The sequence below is a fragment of the uncultured Methylibium sp. genome (assembly GCF_902826655.1).
Taxonomy (GTDB): domain Bacteria; phylum Pseudomonadota; class Gammaproteobacteria; order Burkholderiales; family Burkholderiaceae_C; genus Methylibium.
Genome location: NZ_CADEFR010000018.1, coordinates 51,967 through 75,617, shown reverse-complemented (window position 1 = coordinate 75,617; position 23,651 = coordinate 51,967). Strand labels below are relative to the sequence as shown.

Genomic DNA, 23,651 nt, shown 5'->3' with positions numbered 1-23,651 from the left:
ACGACAACCCACGGCTGTTCGACGACCTGATGCGATTCAACAAGGGGCCCAAGCGGGTCAACCGGTTGCGGTTCCTGGCCCATGAGGGCCTGCTGGCGCAGCATTGGCATCTCGGCATGGCGGCTGCGGCGCCGGTGCCGATGGCGGCCGCGGCAAAGGCGCTGCCGCATGTCGGCGTCGACCCAGCTGTGGCGCGCCAGACCAGCCAGGCGTTCGAGGTCAGCGCCGGCGGAGCGGAGGATTGATGCGGCGCCGGCGCAAGGCGAAGCGCGCGGTCAGCGCGTCAGCGTTGTCACAGATGGGAGTCTGCGAGCGGCTGGTCGTGTTCGAGCACTTTGAGGGAAAGCGCCCAACACCCGCGCAGAGGGTGGCCCTGCAGCGCGGGCTGCGGGCGCATCGTCAGTTCGCGTCTGAAGGCGAGTCTGAAGCAGCGCGAAGAGGCCGCTGCTTCATTGCCACGCATGTCTTTGGTGACGGACCGGAGACGCAAGTCCTGCGGCTCTTCCGCGATCGGTACCTTCGACCCACGCGTGCAGGACGGAGTCTGATCCTTGCCTACTATCGACTGGCGCCAACTGTGTGCCGCGCGATGGAAAGGTGGCCGATGACGCGGTCCGCGGTGGGGGCGGCGATCAAGCCGTTGGTTTGGCTTGCCACCTGTCTGCTCGCCGATCAGGAGGCAAGCCATGCCAGCGGCTGAGCTCTGGCTGCTTCTTGCCAGTTGCGTAGCCTGCGTGACGGCGGCCTGGGCTGCGGCACGCCTTGTTCGCCGGCGCTCCGTGAAGGTGGATCATTGGATGCCCGAGGCGTTGAAGGATCACACGCTCGCCTACTCGGAGCGGACCTTCAGGTCGGGTGACGACAAGCAGGTGGTAGCCCGCGTGGATCGCGCATACCGCGGGCGCGACGGGCTGATCGTCCTGGTCGAACTCAAGACGCGACAAGCCGACAGGGTCCACCCGTCGGACATCATTGAACTGTCGGCGCAGCGCGTTGCGCTGGAGGGCGAGACAGGGGAAAGTGTCGCTCCCGTCGCATGGGTTGTCGTCGAGTCGGCAGCCGGGCGCAGCGCGCATTCGGTCAGGCTCTTGTCGCCGCATGTCGTTTGGGACTTTGCCTCGCGGCGCGAAGCCCTTCTGGCGGGCACGGAGTCGCCTCACTATCCGGCAACGAGCCGAGTGTGCGCATCGTGCATCTATCGCGCCCGGTGCCGTATGCGCAGTTGACCTGAGTACCCGACCGAACGTGTGCGGCGCACGCCATACGCCCCGCTGGCACAGTGGAACGGTGCGACGAAGACCTGGGTTGGTCAGCTCAAGCCGCGCGGCGCAGCGGTGCTACGTTCCAAGGGGTACCGGCCTCGCAAGCGGAAATGAAGGCAGCCCAGAGTTCCAAGGCCGCGCGTCGCTCGGGGATCTCTTCCCGTACGTCGTAGATGGCCTCCATTCCCTTGAGCGTGTGGTTCAGCGCCAACTCGGTGATCTCGTTGGCGACACCCATGTTTCGCATGTGCCCCTTGGCGGTGCTGCGGGTGTCGTGCGGTGTAAACCGCCGCACGTCGATCTTGCCCTGCTCGAATGCACGAGTGATGGCCGCCCACAGGGTCGTTTTGCCCACATGGGTGTCGCCCTGGAGGCGCACGCGGCGAGCCGTTCGTGCCGGCAGGACCCACGTCGAATTGCCAGCCAACTCATGCAAGCGCTGGAACCAGGTCACGACCGTCGGGGTAAGCGGGACCAGGAAACCGACCCGTGTCTTGACGGATTCTTCCGGCACCCACCAGGTACCTCGTTCCAGGTCGATGTGCTCCCAGCGAGCCTTCGTCAACTCGATGGATCGAACACAAGTCGCGAGCAGGATCCGAAGCGCAAGCGCGTTTGCAAGGCCGATGTTATCCACGTCCTTGAGCAGAGTCCGAAGCTCCTCTTCAGTGAGCATGACCCGCTTGCGCACAGGAGGCCGAGCGCCCATCAGCGCAACGAGTTCGATGCCTGCGCAGGGGTTGTAGTCGATGAGCCTCTTGCCGCACGCATGTCCAAAGAGCTGTTTGGCCGAGGTCAGGATTCGCTTGCAGATCGTCCACGATCGCTTGCTGCTCTCCAGGATGTGAACGATGTCGGCGGGCACGATCTGCCGAACTTCGAGGGAGCCGAGCTTCGGGACGATGACTTTGTCGATGTCCCATCGACGGTAGTACACGGTCCCCTCGGCGAGCGGCGGGGTGGTCAGCTTCTTGGTCTTGTAGTCCTCGGCGAGCGCGCGCACGGTCCATGCCTGCTGGGCGCGCATCCTCTCCAGTTTCTTGTCCGCTGCCGGGTCGCGCCCTTTGTCGATGTCAACTCGGCGTTCACGAGCGAGCTTCCGAGCCGCGGCAAGTGTGAGGTCGGGGTAGTTGCCCAGCGTGACCTCCTTGCGTCGGGTCCCGGCGTTCCGGTAGCGAAACACCCATGCCGCGGTTCCCGCTTTGGACAGGGTGAAGGTCAGTCCGTCGCCGTCGGACTTTGCAACGGGCTCGCCCCTTGCAATCCAGTGACGGATCTGGATGTCGTCAAGAAGGTTGCGCTGACGCACGTCACGGGCCTCCTAGGTCTGTTGATGTCTGCCTCAATGTAGGTTGCTAGCTACCCGACTAGCTACCCGCTAGCTACCCACTTGGCTACCCATTTCGCCATCGGCGGCGTGACACCGTATGGACCGCAGTGAACCAGAATCTCAAGCGCATCAACGAGTTGCGCTTCGGGCTTGATCCTCGTTGAACTTCCATGGGACCGCAATCGCACTCGCAGGTGGCGAGTCGCACGTTCGTGTCCGTGGGCGTTGAAGACCGGACGATGCTAACGCCGCCATGCTGCTGGCACTGGGCTATCGCTGCGTCGAGCACGTGCCGACGCCGAACGCGGCGCACGAGGTGCCGGCGAGTTCCTAGTTCGCGCGCCGGCGGTAGGTGACGAAGGCGTGCGCGGGCGCCGTGCCGACGGCGGCGTGCGCTTCGCGCGAGACTTCCTCGAAGTGCTGTCGCTCCCAGGCCGGAAAGTAGGTGTCGGCCTCGAACTCGCCGTCGACCTCGGTCAGCACCAGCCGATCGGCGCGCGGCAAGGCCTGGGCATAGAGCTCGCCGCCGCCGATCACGAACACGCGCGGCGCGTCCGCCAGGCGCTGCAGCGCCGCGTCGAGCGAGGCCGCGGATTCGGCGCCGTCGGCCTGCCACGCATCGTTGCGCGTCACCACCACGTTGCGCCGGCCCGGCAAGGGCCGGAATCGCACCGGCAGCGAGTCCCAGGTCTTGCGCCCCATCACGACCGGGCAGCCGAGCGTGACGCGACGGAAGTGCGCCAGGTCGGCCGGCAAGTGCCAGGGCATCACGCCGTCCCGGCCGATGGCGCCGTCGCGCGCTACGGCGGCGATCAGTGCAAGCTCCATCAGACCGCGACCGGCGCCTTGATCGCCGGATGCGGGTCGTAGCCCTCGAACGCGAAGTCCTCGAACTCGTAGTCGAAGATCGACGCCGGCCGGCGCTTGATGACGAGCTGCGGATACGGCCTGGGTGCGCGCGACAGCTGCAGCGCCACCTGCTCGGCATGGTTGCTGTACAGGTGGCAGTCGCCGCCGGTCCAGATGAAATCGCCGACCTGCAGATCGCACTGTTGCGCCAGCATGTGCGTCAGCAGCGCGTAGCTCGCGATGTTGAAGGGCACGCCGAGGAAGATGTCGGCGCTGCGCTGGTAGAGCTGGCAGGACAGCCGCCCCTGCGCGACGTAGAACTGGAAGAAGGCGTGGCAGGGCATCAGCGCCATCTTCGGCAGATCGGCGACGTTCCAGGCGCTGATGATCAGCCGGCGCGAGTCGGGGTTGGCCTGGATCTGCTTCACCAGGTCGGCGATCTGGTCGACGTGCCCGCCATCGGGCGTGGGCCAGCTGCGCCACTGCACGCCGTAGACGGGGCCCAGGTCGCCGTCGGGCCGGGCCCACTCGTCCCAGATCGTCACCCCGCGCTCCTGCAGCCAGCGCGCGTTGCCGTCGCCGCGCAGGAACCACAGCAGTTCCAGGATCACGCTCTTGAGGTGCACCTTCTTCGTCGTCACGAGGGGAAAGCCCTCGTTCAGGTCGAAGCGCATCTGGTGGCCGAACACGCTGCTGGTGCCGGTGCCGGTGCGGTCGGCCTTGAAGACGCCATGCTGCTGCACATGGCGCATGAAGTCTTCGTACTGGGAGCGGATCGGGCGCGAGACGACGGGCAGGGCGGACATGCCGCGATTGTAGGAGCCGGGTCCCGCGGGGACCCGGCCGCCGGGGCGTGTCAGCGCGGCGTCGCCGCGGCCTGCTGCTCGGGCTCGCGCAGGAAGATCTCGACGCGGCGATTGGCGGCGCGGCCGGCGTCGCTGGTGTTGTCCGAGACGGGCTCGCGCGAGCCGTGGCCCTCGGTCTCGACGCGCGCCGGCTGCACGCCGCGGCCGGCCAGGTAGTCGCGCACGCTCTGCGCACGGTCGACCGACAGCGGGTTGTTGATGGCGTCGCTGCCGGTGCTGTCGGTGTGGCCGACCACGCGCACGCGGGTGGCGGGGTCCAGGCCGCCGGCAAAGCTGTCGAGCACGCGCGCCAGCTGCGGCTGCACGTTCGAGCGGCCGACCGCAAAGCCGCTGTCGGCCGGGACGTTGAGCTTGAGCTCGTTGTTCTGCGTGCGCGAGACGTCGATGCCCGTGCCTTGCGTCGACTGCTCCATCGCGCGCTTCTTGTCTTCCATCTTCTTCGACCAGACGTTGCCGGCGATCGCGCCGCCGATGGCACCGACGGCGGCGCCGGTGGCCGCGCCCTTCTTGTTGTCGCCGATCAGCACGCCGGCCACGGCGCCGACCGCGGCACCGATGCCCGCGCCCTTGGCGGTGTCCTTCTCGCGCTGGCTCATGTTCTCGCAGCCGGCCAGCAGGCCTGTGGCGACGAGGGCGGCGAGGGTGATGCGGGAGGTGTTGTTCATGGGAGTCCTCGATTCGTTCGGCGAGGCAGGGTTGTAACCGCTGCCGATGACCCTGCTGCAACCAGTCGTTTCCGGCCCGCGCCAGCGGGCACGATCAAGCGTGCGCGGCCTGCGATTCCGAGAACTGCGAAGCCGCCAGTCGGCGATAGAGCCCGCTGCGCGCCATCAGTTCCGCATGCGTCCCGGCATCGACGATGCGACCGGCTTCCAGCACCACGATGCGATCGGCATGCATCACGGTGCCCAGCCGGTGTGCGATGACGAGCGTGGTGCGCCCGCGCATCGCTTCGTCCAGCGCGGCCTGCACGGCGCGTTCGCTCTCGCTGTCGAGCGCGCTGGTGGCCTCGTCCAGCAGCAGCAGCGGCGCGTTCTTCAGGATCGCGCGGGCGATCGCGATGCGTTGCCGCTGCCCGCCCGACAGCCGCACGCCGCGCTCGCCCAGGAAGCTGGCATAGCCCTCGGGCAGGGCGCGGATGAAGTCGTCGGCGTGGGCTGCCTTCGCCGCCGCAATCACCTCGTCGTCGCGGGCCTCCGGCCGGCCGTAGCGGATGTTCTCCAGCGCCGAGGTCGAGAAGATCACGCTGTCCTGCGGCACCAGGCCGATGCGCGAGCGCAGCGCGCCCAGGTCGGCCTGCTGCACGGCGACGCCGTCGATCGCCACCGTGCCGCCCTGCACGTCGTAGTAGCGCAGCAGCAGCTGGAACACCGTGCTCTTGCCCGCGCCGCTGGGCCCGACCAGCGCGACCGTCTGGCCGGGTTCGACCTCGAGCGTCACGCCGTCGAGCGCGGCCGTCAGCGGGCGCGACGGGTAGCGGAACAGCACGTCGCGCAGGCTGACGCGCGAGCCGCCCGGCGCCGCGGCCAGCGCCTGCGGCGCGGCCGGGCTCTCGATCGTCGAGCGCGTCGCCAGCAGTTCCATCAGGCGCTCGCTCGCGCCGGCGGCGCGCAGCAGGTCGCCCCAGACCTCGGCCAGCACCGCGACCGAGCTCACCAGCAGGATCACGTAGACCACGGTCTGGCCGAGGTGGCCGGCGCTGATCTCGCCGCGCAGCACCGCCTGCGTGCCCTGGTACAGGCCCCAGAGCAGCGCGCCGAAGGTCGCGGTGATGATGAAGGCGACCAGGCCCGAGCGCATGCGCGTGCGCCGCACCGCGGTGGCGAAGGCGCGCTCGGTGGCGTCGTCGAAGCGCGCGGCCTCGCGCGCCTCCTGGGTGTAGCTCTGCACCACCGGCACCGCGTTCAGCACCTCGGCGGCGATGGCGCTCGAGTCGGCCACGCGGTCCTGGCTGGCGCGCGACAGGCTGCGCACCTTGCGGCCGAACCACAGCGCCGGCAGCACCACCAGCACCAGGATGCCCAGCACCTGCGCCATCACCACCGGGTTGGTGACGACCAGCATCGCCAATGCGCCCACACCCATCACCGCATTGCGCAGTCCCATGCTGAGGCTGGAGCCGACGACGGTCTGCACCAGCGTCGTGTCGGTCGTCAGCCGCGACAGCACCTCGCCGGTCTGGGTGGTCTCGAAGAACTCCGGGCTCTGCCGCACCACGTGGGCGTAGACCGCGTTGCGCAGGTCGGCGGTGATGCGCTCGCCCAGCCAGGTGACCATGTAGAAGCGCAAGGCGGAGAACACGCCCAGCGCCGCGCCGACGCCGAACAGCGCGAAGAAGTGCTCGCGCAGCGCCAGCAGGCGCTCGCCGGGGTCGGTGCTGATCAGGCCCTGGTCGATCAGCGCCTTCAGCGCCACCGGGAACACCAGCGTCGTCAGCGCCGCCATCACCAGGAACAGGCCGGCCAGGGCGATGCGGCCGCGGTAAGGGCGCAGGAAGGGCCGCAGGCCGCCGAGCGGCCGGACCGAACTGGCCTTGTCGCCGTCGTTGCGCGAAGCGCCGCTGACCGCCTGCATCGCGGCCGAGGAAGAAGAAGCCATAGGGGCGGCAGTGTAAGCAGCCGTCCCTGACGGCCCGGATCGCCGGCCCGTCGTCAGCGCGGGGTCTTGCCGGCCGGGCGGCCGCCGGGCTCGGCGTCCGCCGGCAGGCGGCCGCGCTGCCGCAGCGCGTCGCGCAGCAGGTACTCGACCTGCGCGTTGGCGCTGCGCAGCTCCTGCGCGGCCAGGCGCTCGATCTCGGCCCACAGGGCCGGATCGATGCGCAGCAGAAAGGGCTTCTTGCCGGGGCTGGCCATCGGGTCCTGCGCCGCGCCTCAGCTGTACAGCGTGCCGGCGTTGACGATGGGCTGGGTGTCCTTGTCCGAACACAGCACCACCAGCAGGTTGCTGACCATCGCGGCCTTGCGTTCGTCGTCCAGCACGACGATCTCGTGCTCGGACAGGCCCTTCAGCGCCGCCGCGACCATGCTGACCGCACCGTGGACGATCTTCGAGCGCGCGCTGATGATGGCCTCGGCCTGCTGGCGTCGCAGCATCACCTGCGCGATCTCGGGCGCGTAGGCCAGGTGCGTGAGCTTGGCGTCCTGCACCTCGACGCCGGCATCGCGGAAGCGCGCCTGCAGCTCGGCCTTCAGTGCCGCCGCGACGTCGTCGACGCCGCTGCGCAGCGTGATCTCGCCGGAGTCGATGTCCTCGCCGTCGTCGTAGGCGTACATCGACGCGAGGTGGCGCAGCGCGGCCTCGGCCTGGACCTTGACGAAGAGCTCGTAGTCGTCGACCTCGAACACCGCCTGCGCGGTGTCGCGCACGCGCCAGACCACGGCGGCGCTGATCTCGACCGGGTTGCCGCGCTTGTCGTTGACCTTGAGCGTCGGCGCGTTGAGGTTGCGCGAGCGCAGCGAGATCTTGCGCTTGACGTAGAAGGGGTTGGCCCAGCGCAGGCCTTCGCTGCGGTCCGTGCCCTTGTAGCGCCCGAAGAGCATCAGGATCGCGGCCGCATTGGGCTGCAGCATGTACAGGCCCGCCAGGACGGCGATGGCGACGAGCGTCAGCGTGCCGCTGCCGAAGATCCACCACGGCGTCAGCCGGTCGGTGGCGACCTGGAACACGATCGTTGCCGCCGTCGCGGCGCAGGCCAGCGCCACCGCGATCATCAGGTAGCCGTCGATCGACCGCAGGGGCCGCTCGTGGCGGCTCGGGGCAGAGGCAGGCATGGATCCCTCGCTGATTGAAATTGAAGTGATATCACTTTAATTTCAACATCAAGCCGCTGTCAAGCGCCGTCTTCAGAGCCGCAGGCGGCCCGCGTAGCCGGTCATCTCGAGGTAGCCGCGGCCGAGGCGCTCGCGCCCCGACGCGTCCAGCAGCTCGCTCAGGCCTTCCCAGTACACGGCGCCGGAGCTGCCGCGGCTGTCCAGTTCCTGCGCATCGAGCCGGGCCTGGACCAGGTGGCTGCCGGCGGGGCTGTCGACGCGCCACGCCACCGGGTAGTCGGCGTTGGTGGCCGGGCTGCGCCAGCGCCGCTGCGGCGTGAAGCGGACCTCGTCCGGCCCGAAGCTGCGCGCTGCGCCGCCGGCCGGGCGCAGGCTGCCGCCCGCCCACAGCGCCGAGCCGTCGGCGCGCCGCAGCTGGAAGGCCGTGAGCGCCGCGCCGTCGTCGAGGTTCATGCCGATCCAGTCCCAGCCGACGGCGTCGGGGTGGAGCAGGGCCTCGCTCCATTCGTGGTCGAGCCAGGCACGGCCCGTGACGCGGTGCCCGCGGCCGTCGACGCGCAAGTCGCCTTCGACCTCGAGCTGCGGTTCGCTGAGGTAGTGGCTGGCCTGCAGCGGGTCCGGGCCCTTGCGCGAATAGCCGGCCTGGCCCTGCAGCAGCACCGGCTGCGTCGCGGCGAAGCGCAGGTCGAAGGCGAAGCCCTGCGTCGGCGCCGCCAGTGTGGCGAGGTAGACGTGGCGATCTCCCGCGGCCTGGCGCACGAGGCGCCAGTCGCGCAGCCGCACGTCGGTGTCCGCCTCGGCGGCCTCGGCGATGCCGAAGCCGGCGCGCGCGATGCGCTGGTCGTGGCGCAGCCGGCCCTGCAGCGGGTCGGTGAGGGCGGCATGCGCGAACAGCAGCTGCCGCGCCGCGAATCGGCTCGGGTGGCCCGCGGCGAGATCGGTGCGCGAGCGGAAGAAGGTGAGCTGGAAGCCGTAGGGCGCCTCGACGCCCGGCAGCTGCAACCAGCCGGTGACGTACCACCACTCGGTGCGGAAGTCCGGGTGCGAGCCGAAGTCGCGCGGCAACACGATGGGCACGCCGGGCCGCACTTCGGCCGCCGACGCGCCATGCCACGCCGGCGCCAGGCCGGTCAGCCCCGCCAGCATCAGCGCCCGGCGCCTCACCAGTCCTCCTTCACCGCCAGCACCGCATCGCGCGAGGCCGCGCGCCGTGCCGCGACGGCCGCCGTCACCGTGCCGGCCAGCACGACCGCGGCGCACAGCATCGCCAGGCGCAGCCAGGGCAGCAGCAGTTCCATCGTCCAGTGGAAGCTCTGCGGGTTGACGACGTGCACCAGCACCACGCTGACCGCCACGCCCAGCGCCAGGCCGAGCAGCGCGCCGGCGACGGTCCAGGCGGCCGCCTCGCCGGCGACGATGGCCAGCACCTGCCGCCGCGTGAAGCCCAGGTGGGCCAGCAGGCCGAACTCCCTGCGTCGCGCCAGCACCTGGGCCGAGAAGCTGGCCGCGATCCCGAACAGGCCGATCGCGATCGCCACCGCCTGCAGCCAGTACGTGACGGCGAAGCTGCGGTCGAAGATGCGCAGCGAGATCGCGCGGATCTCGCCGGCCTGCGCGAACTCGACCAGCGCCGGGTCCGGCGCCAGTGCACGCAGCTGCCGCTGCAGCGCGGCCACGTCGGCGCCCGGCGCCAGGTGCAGCGCCAGGTCGTTGACGCGCGTGTCGCCGGTCAGCGCGCGGTAGTCGGTGTCGGCGACGACCACGGCGCCCTGCTGGCGGGCGTAGTCGCGCCAGACGCCGCGCACGAAGAACACGCCTGGCACGGCGCGCCCAGTGGTGTGGGTCAGCGGCAGCGCCAGGCGCATGCCCGGCTTCGCGCCGTAGAGCGTGACCATGGCCTCGCTGACGTAGGCGGCCCGCTCGCCGGGCGGCGCGTCGAGCAGGTTCCCGGTCAGCGGCAGGCTGCGCGCCGGGTCCGCGAGCGGGCGGGCGATCAGCACCGGGGCCGGCCGGGCCGGGTCCAGCGGCAGCGGTGTGGCGCGCAGGCTGTCGCTGCGGACCACGCCGTCGAGGCGGCTCGCCGCAAGGACGAAGTCCGGCGGCAGCCAGGCCGCGTCGCCGCTCGATCCGCCGCTGGACGCGGTGCGCACGTACAGGTCGGCGGGCAGGACCACGTCGAGCCAGCGCGAGACGGCCTCGCGGAAGCTGGCCACCATCACCGTCAGGGCGACGGCGAGGCTCAGGCTCGTGACGACGCCGGCGACGGCGACCGTCGCGCTGCTGCGCTGGCGTCGCGCGCGCTCCACCGCCAGCAGCGCCGGAGCGCTGGTGGGCGTCGGCATCAGCTTCAGCAGCAGGCCGACGCCGGCCGGCACGCAGGCAATGCCGCCGACCAGCAACAGCGCCACCGCGACGTAGGCCGCGATCGGCAGCCCGGCGATCGGTGGCGCCAGCGCCAGCAGCGCAGCCGCGGCGATCAGCGCCAGGCCCAGCCACGGATGCTCGGTGTGCGGGCCGGTGCTGCCCAGGCCCTTCAGGGCCTGCGCCGGGGCGAGTCGCTGCGCGGCGCGTGCGGGCAACCAGCCGCCGGCCATCGCGGCGACGACGCCGAGCGCGCCGTAGATCAGCGCGGCCGCCGCATCGAACTGCAGCGCGGGCGCCGCGCCGTCGGCGCGCTGAAAATACCCGCCGCCGAGGTCGCCTCCCAGCCAGCGCAGCGCCAGCGCCGCCAGGCCGGTGCCGAGCAGCAGCCCGAGCGCGCTGCCAGCCAGCCCCAGCAGCGCCGACTCCGCCAGCACCAGGCGCAGGCGCGACCGCGCATCCAGGCCCAGCACGCCGAGCAGCGCGAACTGCGGCTGCCGCTTCGCGACCGACAGCGACAGGATCGAGAACACCAGGAAGGCGCCGGTGAACAAGGCCACCAGCGCCAGCACCGTGAGGTTGACGCGGTAGGCGCGCGAGACGTTGCTGAGCCGCTGCGTGGCCTCGTCGGGCGTGGCGGCGCGCACGCCGGCGGGCAGCGCCAGATCGCGCAGCAGCGCGGCCGGATCGGCACCGGCGGCCAGGCGCAGGTCGATGCGGCTCAGGCGCCCGAGCCGCCCGAAGCGGGCCTGCGCGCCGGCGATGTCCATCACCGCCAGCGGCGCGCCCGGCGCGGTGATGCCGCCGCCGACCGTCAGGGCCTGCAGCGCCAGGCCGCTCTGCAGCCGCAGCGTGTCGCCGGCCCGCGCGCCGAGCGCCTGCCGCGCGGCGGGGTTGAGGAAGATTAGCGCCGGGTCGAGCAGCGCCAGGCGGCCGGCGCCCGCGTCGGCCTGCGGCAGCAGCGCGGGCGACAGCGCCGGCGCCACCAGCGCGTCCAGCCCCAGCACGCGCAGCGCCTGGCGCGCGCCGGCGGCGTCGAGCACGTAGGTGTCGATCTCGACCACCGGCGAGGCCACCCCGACCAGCGGATGCGCCGCGACGCGCGCATACAGCGCTTCGTCGAAGCCGCCCGGCCCGCCGCGCAGCACCAGGTCGGGCTCGCCGTTGACGCTGCGCACCGCGCTGCCGAACTCGGACAGCGCGGACGCGTTGATCAGCTGCACCGAGAAGGCCAGCGCCACGCCCAGCATCACCGCCAGCACGGCCATCAGCTGCCGCAGCGCGTGGTGACGCCACTCCGGCCACGACAGCTGCCGCAGCAGGGCGAGGGGGCCGGGTGCGTGCGGCATGTCGTTCAGTCCCGCGGTCGCAGGCCGTCGGGCGTGAGGCTCAGCACGCGGTCGGCGCGCGCTGCGGCGGCGGCCGAGTGCGTGACCAGCAGGCAGGCCGCGCCTTCGCGCCGCACCTCGCCGGCCAGCGCGTCGAGCACGCGCTCGGCCGTCGACGGATCGAGGTTGCCGGTCGGCTCGTCGGCCAGGATCAGCTGCGGCCGGTGCACCAGCGCCCGCGCGATCGCGACGCGCTGCAGCTGGCCGCCCGACAGCTGCTGCGGCAGCCGCGCGCCCAGGCCGTCCAGGCCCACCGCCTCCAGCATGGCCTGCACGCGCGCCGTGTCCGGCCGGCCCAGCAGCAGCAGCGGCAGGCCGACGTTGTCGGCCACCGTGAGCTGCGGCAGCACGTGGAAAGCCTGGAAGACGAAGCCCAGCTTCTCGCGGCGCAGCCGGGCCAGGTCGCGCTCGCCGAGCGTCGTCACGTCGGCGCCGTCGAGCCGCACGGCGCCGGCATCGACGGTGTCGAGCCCGGCGATCGCGTTCAGCAGCGTCGACTTGCCGACCCCCGACTCGCCGAGCAGCGCGACGAACTCGCCGGTCTGCAGCGTCAACGAGACGTCCTGGAACACCGGCGTCTCGCCGTAGCGCTTGGCCAGACCCTCGACCTCGAGCAGGCTCACGCGCACCTTCCTTCGACCAGTCGCTGCGCCAGCGCCACGGCTCGCGCCGTCGCGTCTGCCGCCTCGCATTCGACGACATGCCGCCACGGCATGCCGCGCAGCCAGGTGATCTGACGCTTGGCGAGCTGGCGCGTCGCCGCGGCGCCGCGCTCGTGCAGGGCCTCGCGGTCGAGTGGCGTGCCGGCTTCGAGCGCCTCCCACACCTGGCGATAGCCGACGCAGCGCATCGACGGCAGGTCGGCGTGCAGGTCGCCGCGCGCGCGCAATCGCTGCACTTCGTCGACGAGGCCGGCGTCGAGCATCGCGCCGAAGCGTTCGCCGATGCGGGCGTGCAGCCATTCGCGTGCCGTCGGCTCCAGCGAGATGAGCGCGGTGCCGTCCGGCGCGGCGGATGCCGACTCGAAGCGGCCGCTGTGCAGGCTCGACAGCGGCCGGCCCGTCAGCTGCCACACCTCGAGCGCGCGCTGGATGCGCTGCGCATCGTTGGGCGCCAGGCGCGCCGCCGTCGTTGGGTCGACACGCGCCAGCTCGGCATGCAGCGCCGGCCAGCCGCGCTCGCGGGCGTCGGCGTCCAGGCGCGAGCGGGTCGCGGCATCGGCGGCGGGCAGCACGTCGATGCCGTCGAACAGCGCCTTGAAGTACAGCATCGTGCCGCCGACCAGCAGCGGCAGCCGGCCGCGGGCGCGGATCTCGCCGATCAGGCGCCGCGCGTCGGCGACGAATCGTGCGGCCGAGTAGCTGTCGTGCGGCTCGATCAGGTCGATGAGGTGGTGCGGCACCGCGGCGCGCTCGGCGGCGGTCGGCTTCGCGGTGCCGATGTCCATGCCGCGGTAGACCAGGGCCGAATCGACGCTGACGATCTCGAGGGGCAGGGCGCGCGCCAGCGCCAGCGCGGCAGCGGTCTTGCCGGCGGCGGTGGGGCCGGCGAGGCAGAGGGTGGTCGGCTTCATGCGGGAAACCGAGCGTACCCCGAGGGTCGAGGCTGCCGGCCCCGCGTGGCGCAGCGCACCCGCTGCGCGATCGGGGCAGGGATCAGGAGAACGATTCGAAGGGCCCCAGGTAGCGCCATTGCCCGGGCGGCAGCTCGCCCAGGCCGATGCGGCCGATGCGGATGCGCTTGAGCGTCAGCACCTGCAGGCCGACCAGCTCGCACATGCGGCGGATCTGGCGCTTCTTGCCTTCGCGCAGCACGATGCGCAGATGCTGCTCGTTCTGCCAGGACACCTGCGCGGGCTTGAGCCGTTCGCCGTCGAGGTGCAGGCCGTGGCGCAGGCGCGCCAGCTGCTCGGCCGGGAAGGCGGTGTGCAGCGACTTCACGTCCGGATGCGCGACCCAGGCGACGCGCACGACGTACTCCTTCTCGACCTTGCTGTCCTCGCCGATCAGCTGCTTGGCGACGCGGCCGTCCTGGGTCAGCACCAGCAGGCCCGTCGAGTCCAGATCCAGCCGGCCCGCCGGCACGAGGTGGCGCAGCTGGTTGGCGTGGAAGCGCTGCTCGCTGCGGTCGCCGGGCCAGCGGTTGGCCGGCGTCACCAGCGTGAAGGCGGGCGCGTGGCCGTCCTCGGCCTGGCCGCTGACATAGCCCAGCGGCTTGTGCAGGAGCACCGTGACGCGCGTGGCCTGCTGCTCGCTGGCGCGCGGATCGATGCTGATCTGCTGGCCGGGGTCGACGCGCGCGCCGAGCTGGTCGACCACGATGCCGTCCACGCGCACCAGGCCCTGCTCGATCCACTCGTCGGCCTCGCGGCGCGACGCGAGGCCGAGCTCGCTCATGCGCTTGGACAGGCGCGGGCGCTCGTCGATGGACACCGGCGCAGCGGCCGGCTTCGGGGCGGCCGCTGGCCTGGGCGCCGCGACGGGGCGGGACCCGGGTCGCGGCGCAGTCGCGCCGGGCGCAGGCGGGCGGCGCCGTGGAGGCGGGGCCTCGCGGGACTCGCTGCGGGCGGGCGGCGCAGCGGCGCGACGTTCGCTGCGCTGCGCCTCGGCTTCGGCCAGCGTCGGGTGCGACCGTTTCACGCCGCCGGGTCGCACCGGGGCGCGGCGTTCGCCGGCCGGCGCGGCGGCGGCGGGCTTCTTCTTCAGCTTGAGGGTCGTCATGACGACCCGGATTGGATCACGTGCCCAGGCCGAACAGCTCGCGGATCGCCTCGCGGTAGGCCGACTGCCCGACCGCGTTGGTGTTGTGGTGCGAACCGCCCTCGACCAGCACCCAGCGCTTGGGCGAGGCCGCACGCTCGTAGAGCGCCCGGCCCAGCGCCGGCGGGATCAGCCGGTCCTCGCTGCCGTGCACCACCAGCAGCGGCGAGCCGACGCGGTCGATCTTGGCGTGCGCATCGAAGCGCTGCGTGATCAGCGGCCCGAGCGGCAGCCAGCCCCAGCGCATCTGCGCAAAGACCTCGGGGATGGACGTGAAGCTGCCTTCGACGATGAGGCCGGACTCGTCGACCACGCGCGAGGCCAGGTCGACCGCGATCGCACCGCCCAGCGAATGGCCGAAGACGTAGCGTTGCGCCTGCGGATGACGCTCGGCCAGCCAGCGCCACGCGGCCTGGGCGTCCTCGTAGGCCATGGTTTCGGACGGCAGCTCGCGCGAGGTCTTGCCGAAGCCGCGGTAGTCGACCGCCAGCACCGAGAAGCCCAGCGCGTGCATGCGCCGCACGCGCCCGGCGCTGCCGGTCACGTCCCAGCGCGCGCCGTGCAGGTAGAGCAGCACCGGCGCGTCGGCTTTCGCCTGCGGCAGCCACAGGCCGTGCAGGCGGGCCGGCTGGCCGGTCTCGGCCGAGTCGAAGTCGATCCAGACGTCCTGCATGCCCTCGGTGGCACCCTGGCCGGCCCACCAGGTGGTGGCGGCAGGCTGGAAGATCCAGCGGCGCTGCTGGGTCTCGAGCGAGGTGCAGCCGGCCAGCAGGCCGAGGACCAGGACCAGCGCACCGGCGGCGTGCAGCGGGCGGCGCAGGGCGCGCGGAAGGGAGAAGGGCATGGCGGGCATCCGGTCACTGAGTCGCCGGAGCGCAGCAAGTTCAGCGCCCGCGCATGAAGCGCGCGTCCAGCTCCTTCAGCGTGACCTGGCGCCAGGTCGGCCGGCCGTGGTTGCACTGGTCGGCGCGCTCGGTGGCCTCCATGTCGCGCAGCAGCGCGTTCATCTCGGCGATGCTCAGGCGGCGGTTGGCGCGCACTGCGCCGTGGCAGGCCATGGTCGACAGCAGCTCGTCGCGCGCCCGGCCCAGCGCCTGACTCGCGTCGTACTGGGCCAGCTCGGCAAGCACCGACCGGGCCAGCGCCACCATGTCGCCGCCGGCCAGCGCGGCGGGGTGCGAGCGCAGCGCCAGCACGCTCGGCGACAGCGGCGACAGGTCCAGACCCAGCTCGACCAGCGTGGCCGACTGCGCCTCGGCGGTCGCGACCTCGGCCGGCGTGGCCGGGAAGATCGCCGGGATCAGCAGCGGCTGGGTGTCGATGCGGCGCTGGTCGAGCCCGGCCTTGAGGCGCTCGTAGACGACGCGCTCGTGGGCCGCGTGCATGTCGACGATGACCAGGCCCTCGTCGTTCTCGGCCAGGATGTAGACGCCGCCCAGCTGCGCCAGCGCCCGGCCGAGCGGCCAGGTCTCGCCGTCCTGCGGCAGGGGCGACGGCTGCCCGGGTTCGTCGCGCAGCGTCAGCAGCGCCGAGTCGGCGACCGTGCGCGGCGGCAGCTCGCCCCAGCCGGTCACGCGCTCGGACACGCCCTGCGCGCCCATGCCGAGGGCCAGCCGCTCCTGGGCCGGGCTCCAGATGGCCGGGCTGGTCGGCTCGAACAGCGCCGGGCGCGTGTCCTCGGCGCGCGGCAGCGCCAGCGCGTCCTCGGCGGCGTGGCGCACGGCCTGGTGGACCTCGCGCCCGTCGCGGAAGCGCACCTCGATCTTGGTCGGGTGCACGTTGACGTCGACGCGCGCCGGCGCGATGTCGACGAACAGCAGGTAGCTCGGCTGGCGCCCGCCGTGCAGCACGTCGGCATAGGCCGAGCGCAGGCCGTGGGCGATCAGCCGGTCGCGCACGAAGCGGCCGTTGACGTAGACGTACTGCTGGTCGCTGCGCGTGCGTGCCGCGTCGGGCAGGCCGATGCGGCCGCTCAGGCGCAGCAGGCCGGCCTGCCGTTCGATCGGACGGCTGTGCAGCAGGAAGTCCTCGCCGAGCGCGTCCTTCAGGCGCTGCTCCGCGGACGCCGGCCGCCACTGCGCGGCGACGCGGCCGTCGTGCCAGACCGCGAAGCCGACCTCTGGCCGTGCCAGCGCGTGGCGCCGCACCGCGTCCAGGCAGTGGGCGAACTCGGTTGCGTCGGTCTTCAGGAACTTGCGGCGCGCCGGGGTGCTGAAGAACAGCTCGCGCACCTCGACCGTGGTGCCGACGCCGCGGGCGGCCGGCGCCAGCTCGCCGCTGCGGCCGTCGAGCCGCTGCGCATGGGCGGCCTCTCGGGTGCGGCTGGTGATCGCCAGCTCGGCGACCGAGGCGACGGCCGCCAGCGCCTCGCCGCGAAAGCCCATGGTCGAGACGTTCTCCAGCTCGTCCAGCGAGGCGATCTTGCTGGTGGCATGGCGCTTGAGCGCCAGCGGCAGCTCGGCGGCGGCGATGCCGATGCCGTCGTCCTCGACCGTGATGCCGCGCACGCCGCCGGCCGACAGGCGCACGACGATGTCGCGGGCGCCGGCGTCCAGCGCGTTGTCGACCAGCTCGCGCACCACCGAGGCGGGCCGCTCGATGACCTCGCCGGCGGCGATCTGGCTCACCAGCTCGTCGGGCAGTTCGCGGATGGCGCGGCGCGGCGCGGCGAGCGGGGGCGAGGAAGCGAGCATCGGGCCATTGTAGGAAGCGTCACGCGGCCGTCGGGATAATGCGGCCATGGAACTGCTGGCCTTCTTGATGGATTTCGTCCTGCGCGTCGACGTGCACCTCGCCGCCTTCGTGCAGACCTACGGCGCCTGGGTCTATGCGCTGCTGTTCCTGATCCTGTTCGTCGAGACCGGCGTCGTGGTGATGCCCTTCCTCCCGGGCGACTCGCTGCTCTTCGTCGTCGGTGCCTTGTGCGGGGCCGGGCTGATGAACCTGCCGCTGGTGCTGGTGCTGATGGCGGTCGCCGCGATCCTGGGCGACCAGTGCAACTACTCGATCGGTCGCTACTTCGGGCCCAAGGTGTTCGGCTGGGAGAACTCGCGCTGGTTCAACCGCCAGGCCTTCGACCGCGCGCACGCCTTCTACGAGAAGTACGGCGGCATCACCGTGGTGCTGGCGCGCTTCCTGCCGTTCCTGCGCACCTTCGTGCCCTTCGTCGCCGGCGTGGCCGAGATGGACCGCACCCGCTTCACCGCCTACAACGTGGGCGGTGCGCTGCTGTGGGTGCTGGGCGTCACGCTGGCCGGCTACCTGTTCGGCAACGTGCCGTGGGTGCAGGCCAACCTCAGCAAGATCATCTGGGCCATGATCATCATCCCCGGACTGATCGCGCTGATCGGCGCCTGGCGCGCTCGCGGAGCCTCGACGGCCTGAGCGCGATCCCCGGCCGGATGGCTTGTGGTGCCGGCCCGGTGCGCTCAAGATCGGGGTCGGCGTGCCGATGAGCAACGATCGGTCGGCGCGCTGACGCCACAACAACAACGTCGTTGGTCATGTTCCAGACTTTCCGCGCCCGCGTGGCGCTGATGTTCGGCGTGCTCGCCATCGTGGCGATGGGCGCGCTGTCGCTCGGCCTGGGCGCCATGGTCGCCCGCGAGCAGGCGCGCGACCAGGGCGACGCCCTGCACACGCTGGGTCGCGGCACCGCTGCAGCGCTGGCGGAGGGCCTGTTCGAGCGCATGCGCGAGATCGAGCTGATCGCCGCCACGGCCGAAGGCCTGCGGCCGAGCCTCGATTCCGCCGAGTGGCGTCCGCTGCTGGACCGCATGCAGGCCACGCGACCGCAGTTCGCCTGGATCGGCGTCGTCGATGCCGGCGGTCGCGTGCAGGCCGCGACCGGGGGCCTGCTGAACGGCCAGGACGTGTCCGGACGCCCGTGGTTCAAGGAGGCGCTGAAAGGCCCCCACGTCGGCGACGTCCACCCGGCCAAGCTGCTGGCGACGCTGCTGCCGGCCGCGGCCGACGGCGAGCCGCTGCGCTTCATCGACTTCGCGGCCCCGCTGCTCGATGCGCAGGGGCGCGTGCAGGGCGTGATCGGCGCCCACGGCAGCTGGGAATGGGCCAAGGACGTGGTGCAGGCGGTGCGCTCCGAGAGCGTGCGCGAGCGCGGCGTGCAGATCTTCATCCTCGACCGGGCCGGGCAGGTCATCCACCACCCGGCCGGGCCGCAGGCGATGGCGACCCTGGCAGCCGGTGTCGCGCTGCCGCTGACCCCGTCGCGCGTGGCGTGGTCGGACGGTGGCGAGCACCTCAGCGTGGCCGTGCCGGTGCCGGCGCGCAATGCGATCACGCAGCTGGGCTGGACGGTCGTGGTGCGCCAGCCGGTCGACCTGGCGATGGCCACCGCCGCGCGCGCCCGCTCGGTGGTGCTGGTGGCCGGCGCCCTGGCGGCGCTGGCCGTCATGGGTCTGGCGTGGCTCGCGATCGGGCGGTTCAGCCGGCCGCTGCAGGCGATCTCGACGGCCGCGCGCCGCATCCAGGCCGGCGACCTGGCAGCGCGCATTCCCGAGGCCACGCAGAGCAGCGAGCTGCGCCAGCTGTCCGATTCGCTGCGCGGCATGACCCAGACCCTGGTCGAGCGCGAGCGGGCCCTGGAGCAGGCGAACGCCGGACTCGAGGAGCGCGTGGCCGAGCGCACCGCCGAGCTCGAGCGCGCCAACACCGAGCTGCAGAAGCTGGCCCGCAAGGATGCGCTGACCGGTCTGTTCAACCGCCGCGCTGCCGACGACCGCCTCGGCGAGGAGATGGCGCGCCACCGTCGCAGCCTCAGTGGCCTGTCGGTGATGCTGGTCGACATCGACCACTTCAAGCGCGTCAACGACACCCACGGCCATGCGGCCGGCGACGCGGTGCTGCGCGAGCTGGCGCAGCGCCTGTCGCGACGCTGCCGCAACACCGACTTCATCGCGCGCTTCGGCGGCGAGGAGTTCGTCGTGCTGCTGCCCGACACGCCGGTCGAGGGCGCGCTGGCGCTGGCCGAGAAGATGCGCCGCGCGGTCGCCGACGAACCGATGCCGGGCGGCGTCGGGCTCGTCACGCTGAGCATCGGCATCGCGAGCCCCGCGGAGTACTTCGTCGATGCCGCGGCGGCGCTGGCCGCGGCCGACGAGGCGCTGTACACCGCCAAGCGGTCGGGGCGCAACCGCGCGGTGATGTACGGTCAGCCGTATCCGCTGGCGGCCGACTGAGCGACCGAGTCGAAGGAGGCGGCGCGCGAGGCGGCGCGCATCAGGACGTGGCCCGATTCCGGGCCAGGGGCGGGTTCTTCGCGAAGTAGCGCTGGATGCCGGCCATCAGGGCCTCGACCAGCGCGATCTGGTAGTCCGTGTCGCGCAGCTTGGCCTCTTCCTCGGGGTTGGAGATGAAGGCGGTCTCGACCAGGATCGACGGCACGTCGGGCGCCTTCAGGACCGCGAAGCCGGCCTGCTCGACGCGCGCCTTGTGCAGGCGGCCGACCTTGCCGATGCGGCCCAGCACCTCGTTGCCCAGCCGCAGGCTGTCCTTGATCTGCGCGCTGGTGCTCATGTCGAGCAGGGCGCGGGTGACGGCGGCGTCCTTGGTCTTGATGTTGACGCCGCCGACCAGGTCGGCCGCGTTCTCCTTGTTGGCCATCCAGCGCGCCTCGACGCTGGTGGCGCCCGACTCGCTGAGCGCGAACACCGAGGCGCCGCGCGCATGCGGCCGCACGAAGGCGTCGGCGTGGATGGAGATGAACAGGTCGGCCTGCACGCGCCGCGCCTTGCGCACCCGCTCGTGCAGGGGCACGAAGAAGTCGGCGTCGCGCGTCATCATCGCGCGCATGTTCGGCTGCGCGTTGATGCGCTCGCGCAGCCGCTGGGCGATCTGCAGCACCACGTCCTTCTCGCGCAGGCCGCTGGGGCCGATGGCGCCCGGGTCCTCGCCGCCGTGGCCGGGGTCGAGCGCGACGATGACCAGCCGCTCGGTGCCGCGCGGCGGCGCGGGCGGCCCGGCCGGTGCCGGCGTCGATGCAGCCGGCGCTGGCGCACGACCTACGCGGCCGATGAAGTCGCCGAGCGCGTCGTTGACGTCGGAGGCCGCGCGGTCCGACGGCCCGGCGGCCCGGTCGGCGGCCGCCTTCTCCTGGATCAGCGCCAGCAGCGGGTCGCGCTCGGTCGCCGGATGCAGGTCGAACACCAGCCGGTGGCGGTAGGCCGCGACCGGCTCGAGCGTGAAGACCTGCGGCGCGGTCGGCTGCTTCAGGTCGATCACCAGGCGCACCACGCGCGGCTGGTTCTGGCCCACGCGCACGCCGGCGATGAAGGGGTCGCCGGGCAAGACCCTGCCGACCAGCTCGCGCAGCTCGGGGCTGAGTTCCAGGCCGTCGACGTCGATGACAACGCGCTGCGGGTTGTCGTAGAGCGCGTGCTTCGCGGCCAGTGGCGTGTCGGACTCGATGGTGACGCGCGTGTAGTCGGCCGCCGGCCAGACGCGCACCGCGACGATGCTGGCGCCGAACACCAGCTCGCGCGGGCCGAGCAGCAGGACCAGCGATCCGGCGCCCTGCTGCAGCAGGCGTCGTCGCGTCGCGGTCATCGCAGCAGCTCCTGGCCGCGCAGCGTGTAGGCGTGCAGAGTCACGGCGCGTTGGTCGCCGTCCTGCGGCGAGAGTTCCACGCGCAGGTCGGGCACCGGCAGGGTCTCGCCGGCGTTCTGGGCCCATTCGACGAGCTTGAGGCCCGCGCCGGCGAAGATCTCGCGGAAGCCCGCGTCCTCCCACTCGCGCTCGTCGCCGAAGCGGTAGAAGTCGAAATGCCAGGCCGGCCCGGCCGGCAGCGCATAGGGTTCGACGACGGCGTAGCTCGGGCTCTTGATGCGGCCGGCCGCGCCGAGCGCGCGCAGCAGGTGGCGCACGAAGGTGGTCTTGCCGGCGCCCAGCGGGCCGAGCAGCTCGACGAAGGCATCGCGCAGCGCCGGCTTCGATGCCAGCGACTGCGCGCAGGCGGCGCAGGCGGCCTCGTCGGGCCAGGTCTGGTGTCGCGTTTCTAGAATCGCGGGATGCATCGAACGCAGGACGTCACCGAGAGAGAAGCCGTGCTGGCGGATCTGCGTCGCATGGCGGGAACGCTCGGATTTTCCCAGATCGGCGTGGCCGGCGTGGACCTGCACGAGGCCGAGCCCGGCCTGCTGGCCTGGCTGCAGCAGGGCTTTCATGGCCAGATGGACTACATGGCCCGCCATGGGCTCAAGCGCGCGCGGCCTGCCGAGCTGGTGCCGGGCACGGTGCGCGTCATCACCGCGCGCATGGACTACCTGCCCAGATCGATGGCCGAGGGCTGGCAGGCGGTCGAGTTCGCGCGCCTGTCGCGACCGCAGGAGGGCGTGGTCTCGATGTACGCCCGTGGCCGCGACTATCACAAGGTGTTGCGCACGCGCCTGCAGTCGCTGGCCGAGCGGCTGGCCGAGCGCGTCGGGCCCTTCGGCCACCGCGTGTTCACCGACTCGGCGCCGGTGCTCGAGGTCGAGCTGGCGTCGCGCAGCGGCCTGGGCTGGCGCGGCAAGCACACGCTGATGCTGTCGCGCGAGGCCGGGTCGATGTTCTTCCTGGGCGAGATCTACACCGACCTCGAGCTGCCGCTGACGCCAGCGGTCGACGGCCACTGCGGCAGCTGCCGCGCCTGCATCGACGTCTGCCCGACCCAGGCCATCGTCGCCGAGCAGCGGCTCGACGCGCGGCGCTGCATCTCCTACCTGACCATCGAGCACGACGGCCCCATCCCCGAGCCGCTGCGCGCGCCGATCGGCAATCGCATCTACGGCTGCGACGACTGCCAGCTCGCCTGTCCCTGGAACAAGTACGCACAGCGCGCCCCGCTGCCGGACTTCGACGCGCGCGGCGCGCTCGACGCGCCGCCGCTGCTGTCGCTGTGGCGATGGGACGAGGCCGCCTTCCTGCGCCACACCGAGGGCAGTGCGATCCGCCGCATCGGCTACCAGCGCTGGCGGCGCAACCTCGCGGTGGCGCTGGGCAACGCCTGGCGGGCCGACGGCGACCCGGCGGTGGCTCGCGAACTGGACGCCGCGCGCGACGCCGCGACGCCGCTGGTGGCCGAGCACATCGACTGGGCGCTGGCGCAACGCGGGCGGCCGGCGCTCAGGGGCTGACCCAGGTCAGGCGCAACGCCAGCCAGGCGGGCAGCGTCAGCATGCCCAGCAGCGTCGACACCGTGACGAGCCCGGCGACGAAGGGCCCGTTGCCGCCCATGCGCACTGCCAGCACGTAGCAGCTCGACGCGGTCGGCATCGCGGCGAAGGCCACCAGCACCGTCAGCTGCAGTGCCGGCAGGCCCAGCCACAGGCCGAAGGCCAGCGCAAAGGCCGGCAGCAGCGCGTGGCGGATGGTCAGCAGCGCGCCGGCGAGCGCCGGCGAGGCCGTCAGGCCGCCCAGCTGCAGCCCGGCACCCACCGCCATCAGACCCAGCGGCAGGGCAGCCTGGCCGATGCGCTGCAGCACCGTGCCGACCGCGTCGGGGAACTGCAGGCCCGCCAGGTTGGCCAGCAGGCCGCCGAGCGTGCTGAGGATCAGCGGGTTGCGCATGAGCTCGCGCCCCAGGTGATGGCCGCCGTGGCGGGCCAGCGGCAGCACGGCACCCGCATTGCACAGCGGCACGCAGACGGCGACCAGCACCGCCATCTGCGCGACGCCCGCGGCGCCGCCCAGTCGCTCGGCCATCGCCAGCGCGACATAGGAGTTGAAGCGGAAGGCCACCTGCGCGCCCGAGGCGTGCAGCGTCGCGTCGACGCCGGGCCAGTGCTTCAACGCATAGGCCAGCACGATGCCGAGACCCACCGTCGCCAGCCCGCCCGCTGCCAGCGCCGCCGCATCGGCGGGGCTCAGCGGATTGCGCACGATCGACGTGAACAGCAGCACCGGGAACAGCAGGTAGTAGACGAGCTTCTCGGCCGACTCCCAGACCGGGCGACCCAGCACCGTGTAGCGGCAGACGAGGAAGCCGACGACGATCAGCAGGAAGTCGGGCAGCAGCAGCAGCAGGTCGCGCATCGGCCGAGGTTAACGGGTGGACCTGTGAGGGGTTTC

22 protein-coding genes and 1 pseudogene are annotated in these 23,651 nt (G+C 72.1%); 6 read left to right on the top strand and 17 right to left on the bottom strand.

What is annotated here, in order from left to right; translation table 11 throughout:
- The 3 genes and pseudogenes from QZV97_RS09950 to QZV97_RS09945 all read left to right on the top strand — a co-directional run.
- Positions 1–245 (top strand): annotated as a pseudogene (locus tag QZV97_RS09950) (hypothetical protein); the annotation flags it as partial.
- Complete coding sequence (locus QZV97_RS20920; RefSeq protein WP_366558903.1) at positions 245–700, top strand: CFI-box-CTERM domain-containing protein; 456 nt, start codon at positions 245–247, stop codon at positions 698–700. The pseudogene QZV97_RS09950 and the gene QZV97_RS20920, both read left to right, overlap by 1 nt.
- Complete coding sequence (locus tag QZV97_RS09945; protein ID WP_295641618.1) at positions 687–1,226, top strand: hypothetical protein; 540 nt, start codon at positions 687–689, stop codon at positions 1,224–1,226. Before QZV97_RS20920 ends, QZV97_RS09945 begins: the two co-directional genes overlap by 14 nt.
- An 88-nt stretch (positions 1,227–1,314) precedes the next feature.
- Here QZV97_RS09945 and QZV97_RS09940 read toward each other — a convergent pair whose 3' ends face one another.
- The 14 genes from QZV97_RS09940 to mutL all read right to left on the bottom strand — a co-directional run bounded on the left by QZV97_RS09940 (position 1,315) and on the right by mutL (position 17,278).
- Positions 1,315–2,571, bottom strand: a complete 1,257-nt coding sequence (locus QZV97_RS09940) for a site-specific integrase (protein WP_295641617.1) — start codon at positions 2,569–2,571, stop codon at positions 1,315–1,317.
- 351 nt (positions 2,572–2,922) lie between these two features.
- Positions 2,923–3,420: a dihydrofolate reductase gene (locus QZV97_RS09935; RefSeq protein WP_295641616.1), complete on the bottom strand. Its 498-nt coding sequence runs from the start codon at positions 3,418–3,420 to the stop codon at positions 2,923–2,925.
- Positions 3,420–4,247: a thymidylate synthase gene (locus QZV97_RS09930; protein ID WP_295641615.1), complete on the bottom strand. Its 828-nt coding sequence runs from the start codon at positions 4,245–4,247 to the stop codon at positions 3,420–3,422. Before QZV97_RS09930 ends, QZV97_RS09935 begins: the two co-directional genes overlap by 1 nt.
- A gap of 50 nt (positions 4,248–4,297) precedes the next feature.
- A complete protein-coding gene (locus tag QZV97_RS09925) occupies positions 4,298–4,972 on the bottom strand; it encodes an OmpA family protein (RefSeq protein ID WP_295641614.1) in 675 nt (224 codons plus the stop codon).
- A gap of 94 nt (positions 4,973–5,066) precedes the next feature.
- Positions 5,067–6,905 carry an ABC transporter transmembrane domain-containing protein gene (locus QZV97_RS09920; protein ID WP_295641613.1) on the bottom strand — a complete coding sequence of 613 codons (1,839 nt, stop codon included), beginning with the start codon at positions 6,903–6,905 and terminating at the stop codon, positions 5,067–5,069.
- 53 nt (positions 6,906–6,958) lie between these two features.
- Entirely contained in the window at positions 6,959–7,159 is a 201-nt protein-coding gene (locus QZV97_RS09915; protein WP_295641612.1) for a hypothetical protein, read from the bottom strand.
- 18 nt (positions 7,160–7,177) lie between these two features.
- The gene (locus QZV97_RS09910) at positions 7,178–8,077 is read right to left on the bottom strand and encodes an SPFH domain-containing protein (RefSeq protein ID WP_295641611.1); all 900 of its coding nucleotides are present in this window, start codon (positions 8,075–8,077) and stop codon (positions 7,178–7,180) included.
- 72 nt (positions 8,078–8,149) lie between these two features.
- Positions 8,150–9,241, bottom strand: coding sequence for a carotenoid 1,2-hydratase (locus QZV97_RS09905; RefSeq protein WP_295641610.1), 1,092 nt, complete (start codon positions 9,239–9,241; stop codon positions 8,150–8,152).
- Positions 9,238–11,787, bottom strand: coding sequence for an ABC transporter permease (locus QZV97_RS09900; RefSeq protein WP_295641609.1), 2,550 nt, complete (start codon positions 11,785–11,787; stop codon positions 9,238–9,240). Before QZV97_RS09900 ends, QZV97_RS09905 begins: the two co-directional genes overlap by 4 nt.
- A gap of 5 nt (positions 11,788–11,792) precedes the next feature.
- The gene (locus tag QZV97_RS09895; protein ID WP_295641624.1) at positions 11,793–12,443 is read right to left on the bottom strand and encodes an ABC transporter ATP-binding protein; all 651 of its coding nucleotides are present in this window, start codon (positions 12,441–12,443) and stop codon (positions 11,793–11,795) included.
- Between the two features lie 2 nt (positions 12,444–12,445).
- Positions 12,446–13,399: a tRNA (adenosine(37)-N6)-dimethylallyltransferase MiaA gene (miaA, locus tag QZV97_RS09890; RefSeq protein ID WP_295641608.1), complete on the bottom strand. Its 954-nt coding sequence runs from the start codon at positions 13,397–13,399 to the stop codon at positions 12,446–12,448.
- A gap of 82 nt (positions 13,400–13,481) precedes the next feature.
- A complete protein-coding gene (locus tag QZV97_RS09885; protein WP_295641607.1) occupies positions 13,482–14,546 on the bottom strand; it encodes a pseudouridine synthase in 1,065 nt (354 codons plus the stop codon).
- Positions 14,547–14,562: 16 nt separating this feature from the next.
- Positions 14,563–15,429: an alpha/beta fold hydrolase gene (locus QZV97_RS09880; RefSeq protein WP_366558902.1), complete on the bottom strand. Its 867-nt coding sequence runs from the start codon at positions 15,427–15,429 to the stop codon at positions 14,563–14,565.
- A 40-nt stretch (positions 15,430–15,469) separates the two neighbouring features.
- The gene (mutL, locus tag QZV97_RS09875; RefSeq protein WP_295641605.1) at positions 15,470–17,278 is read right to left on the bottom strand and encodes a DNA mismatch repair endonuclease MutL; all 1,809 of its coding nucleotides are present in this window, start codon (positions 17,276–17,278) and stop codon (positions 15,470–15,472) included.
- A 46-nt stretch (positions 17,279–17,324) separates the two neighbouring features.
- Here mutL and QZV97_RS09870 point away from each other — a divergent pair, with 46 nt between their 5' ends.
- Positions 17,325–17,969, top strand: coding sequence for a DedA family protein (locus QZV97_RS09870; protein ID WP_295641604.1), 645 nt, complete (start codon positions 17,325–17,327; stop codon positions 17,967–17,969).
- A 119-nt stretch (positions 17,970–18,088) separates the two neighbouring features.
- The gene (locus QZV97_RS09865) at positions 18,089–19,783 is read left to right on the top strand and encodes a diguanylate cyclase (RefSeq protein WP_295641603.1); all 1,695 of its coding nucleotides are present in this window, start codon (positions 18,089–18,091) and stop codon (positions 19,781–19,783) included.
- Between the two features lie 40 nt (positions 19,784–19,823).
- Here QZV97_RS09865 and QZV97_RS09860 read toward each other — a convergent pair whose 3' ends face one another.
- Together QZV97_RS09860 and tsaE are read right to left on the bottom strand one after the other, a co-directional pair.
- Positions 19,824–21,149 carry an N-acetylmuramoyl-L-alanine amidase gene (locus tag QZV97_RS09860; RefSeq protein ID WP_295641602.1) on the bottom strand — a complete coding sequence of 442 codons (1,326 nt, stop codon included), beginning with the start codon at positions 21,147–21,149 and terminating at the stop codon, positions 19,824–19,826.
- Entirely contained in the window at positions 21,146–21,616 is a 471-nt protein-coding gene (gene tsaE / locus QZV97_RS09855; protein ID WP_295641601.1) for a tRNA (adenosine(37)-N6)-threonylcarbamoyltransferase complex ATPase subunit type 1 TsaE, read from the bottom strand. Before tsaE ends, QZV97_RS09860 begins: the two co-directional genes overlap by 4 nt.
- Positions 21,617–21,667: 51 nt before the next feature.
- Here tsaE and queG point away from each other — a divergent pair, with 51 nt between their 5' ends.
- Positions 21,668–22,717, top strand: a complete 1,050-nt coding sequence (gene queG, locus QZV97_RS09850) for a tRNA epoxyqueuosine(34) reductase QueG (protein ID WP_295641623.1) — start codon at positions 21,668–21,670, stop codon at positions 22,715–22,717.
- Here the strand turns inward: queG and QZV97_RS09845 are convergent.
- Positions 22,707–23,615, bottom strand: coding sequence for an AEC family transporter (locus tag QZV97_RS09845; protein ID WP_295641600.1), 909 nt, complete (start codon positions 23,613–23,615; stop codon positions 22,707–22,709). The two genes, queG and QZV97_RS09845, sit on opposite strands and share 11 nt — an antisense overlap.
- Between the last annotated feature and the right edge of the window lie 36 nt (positions 23,616–23,651).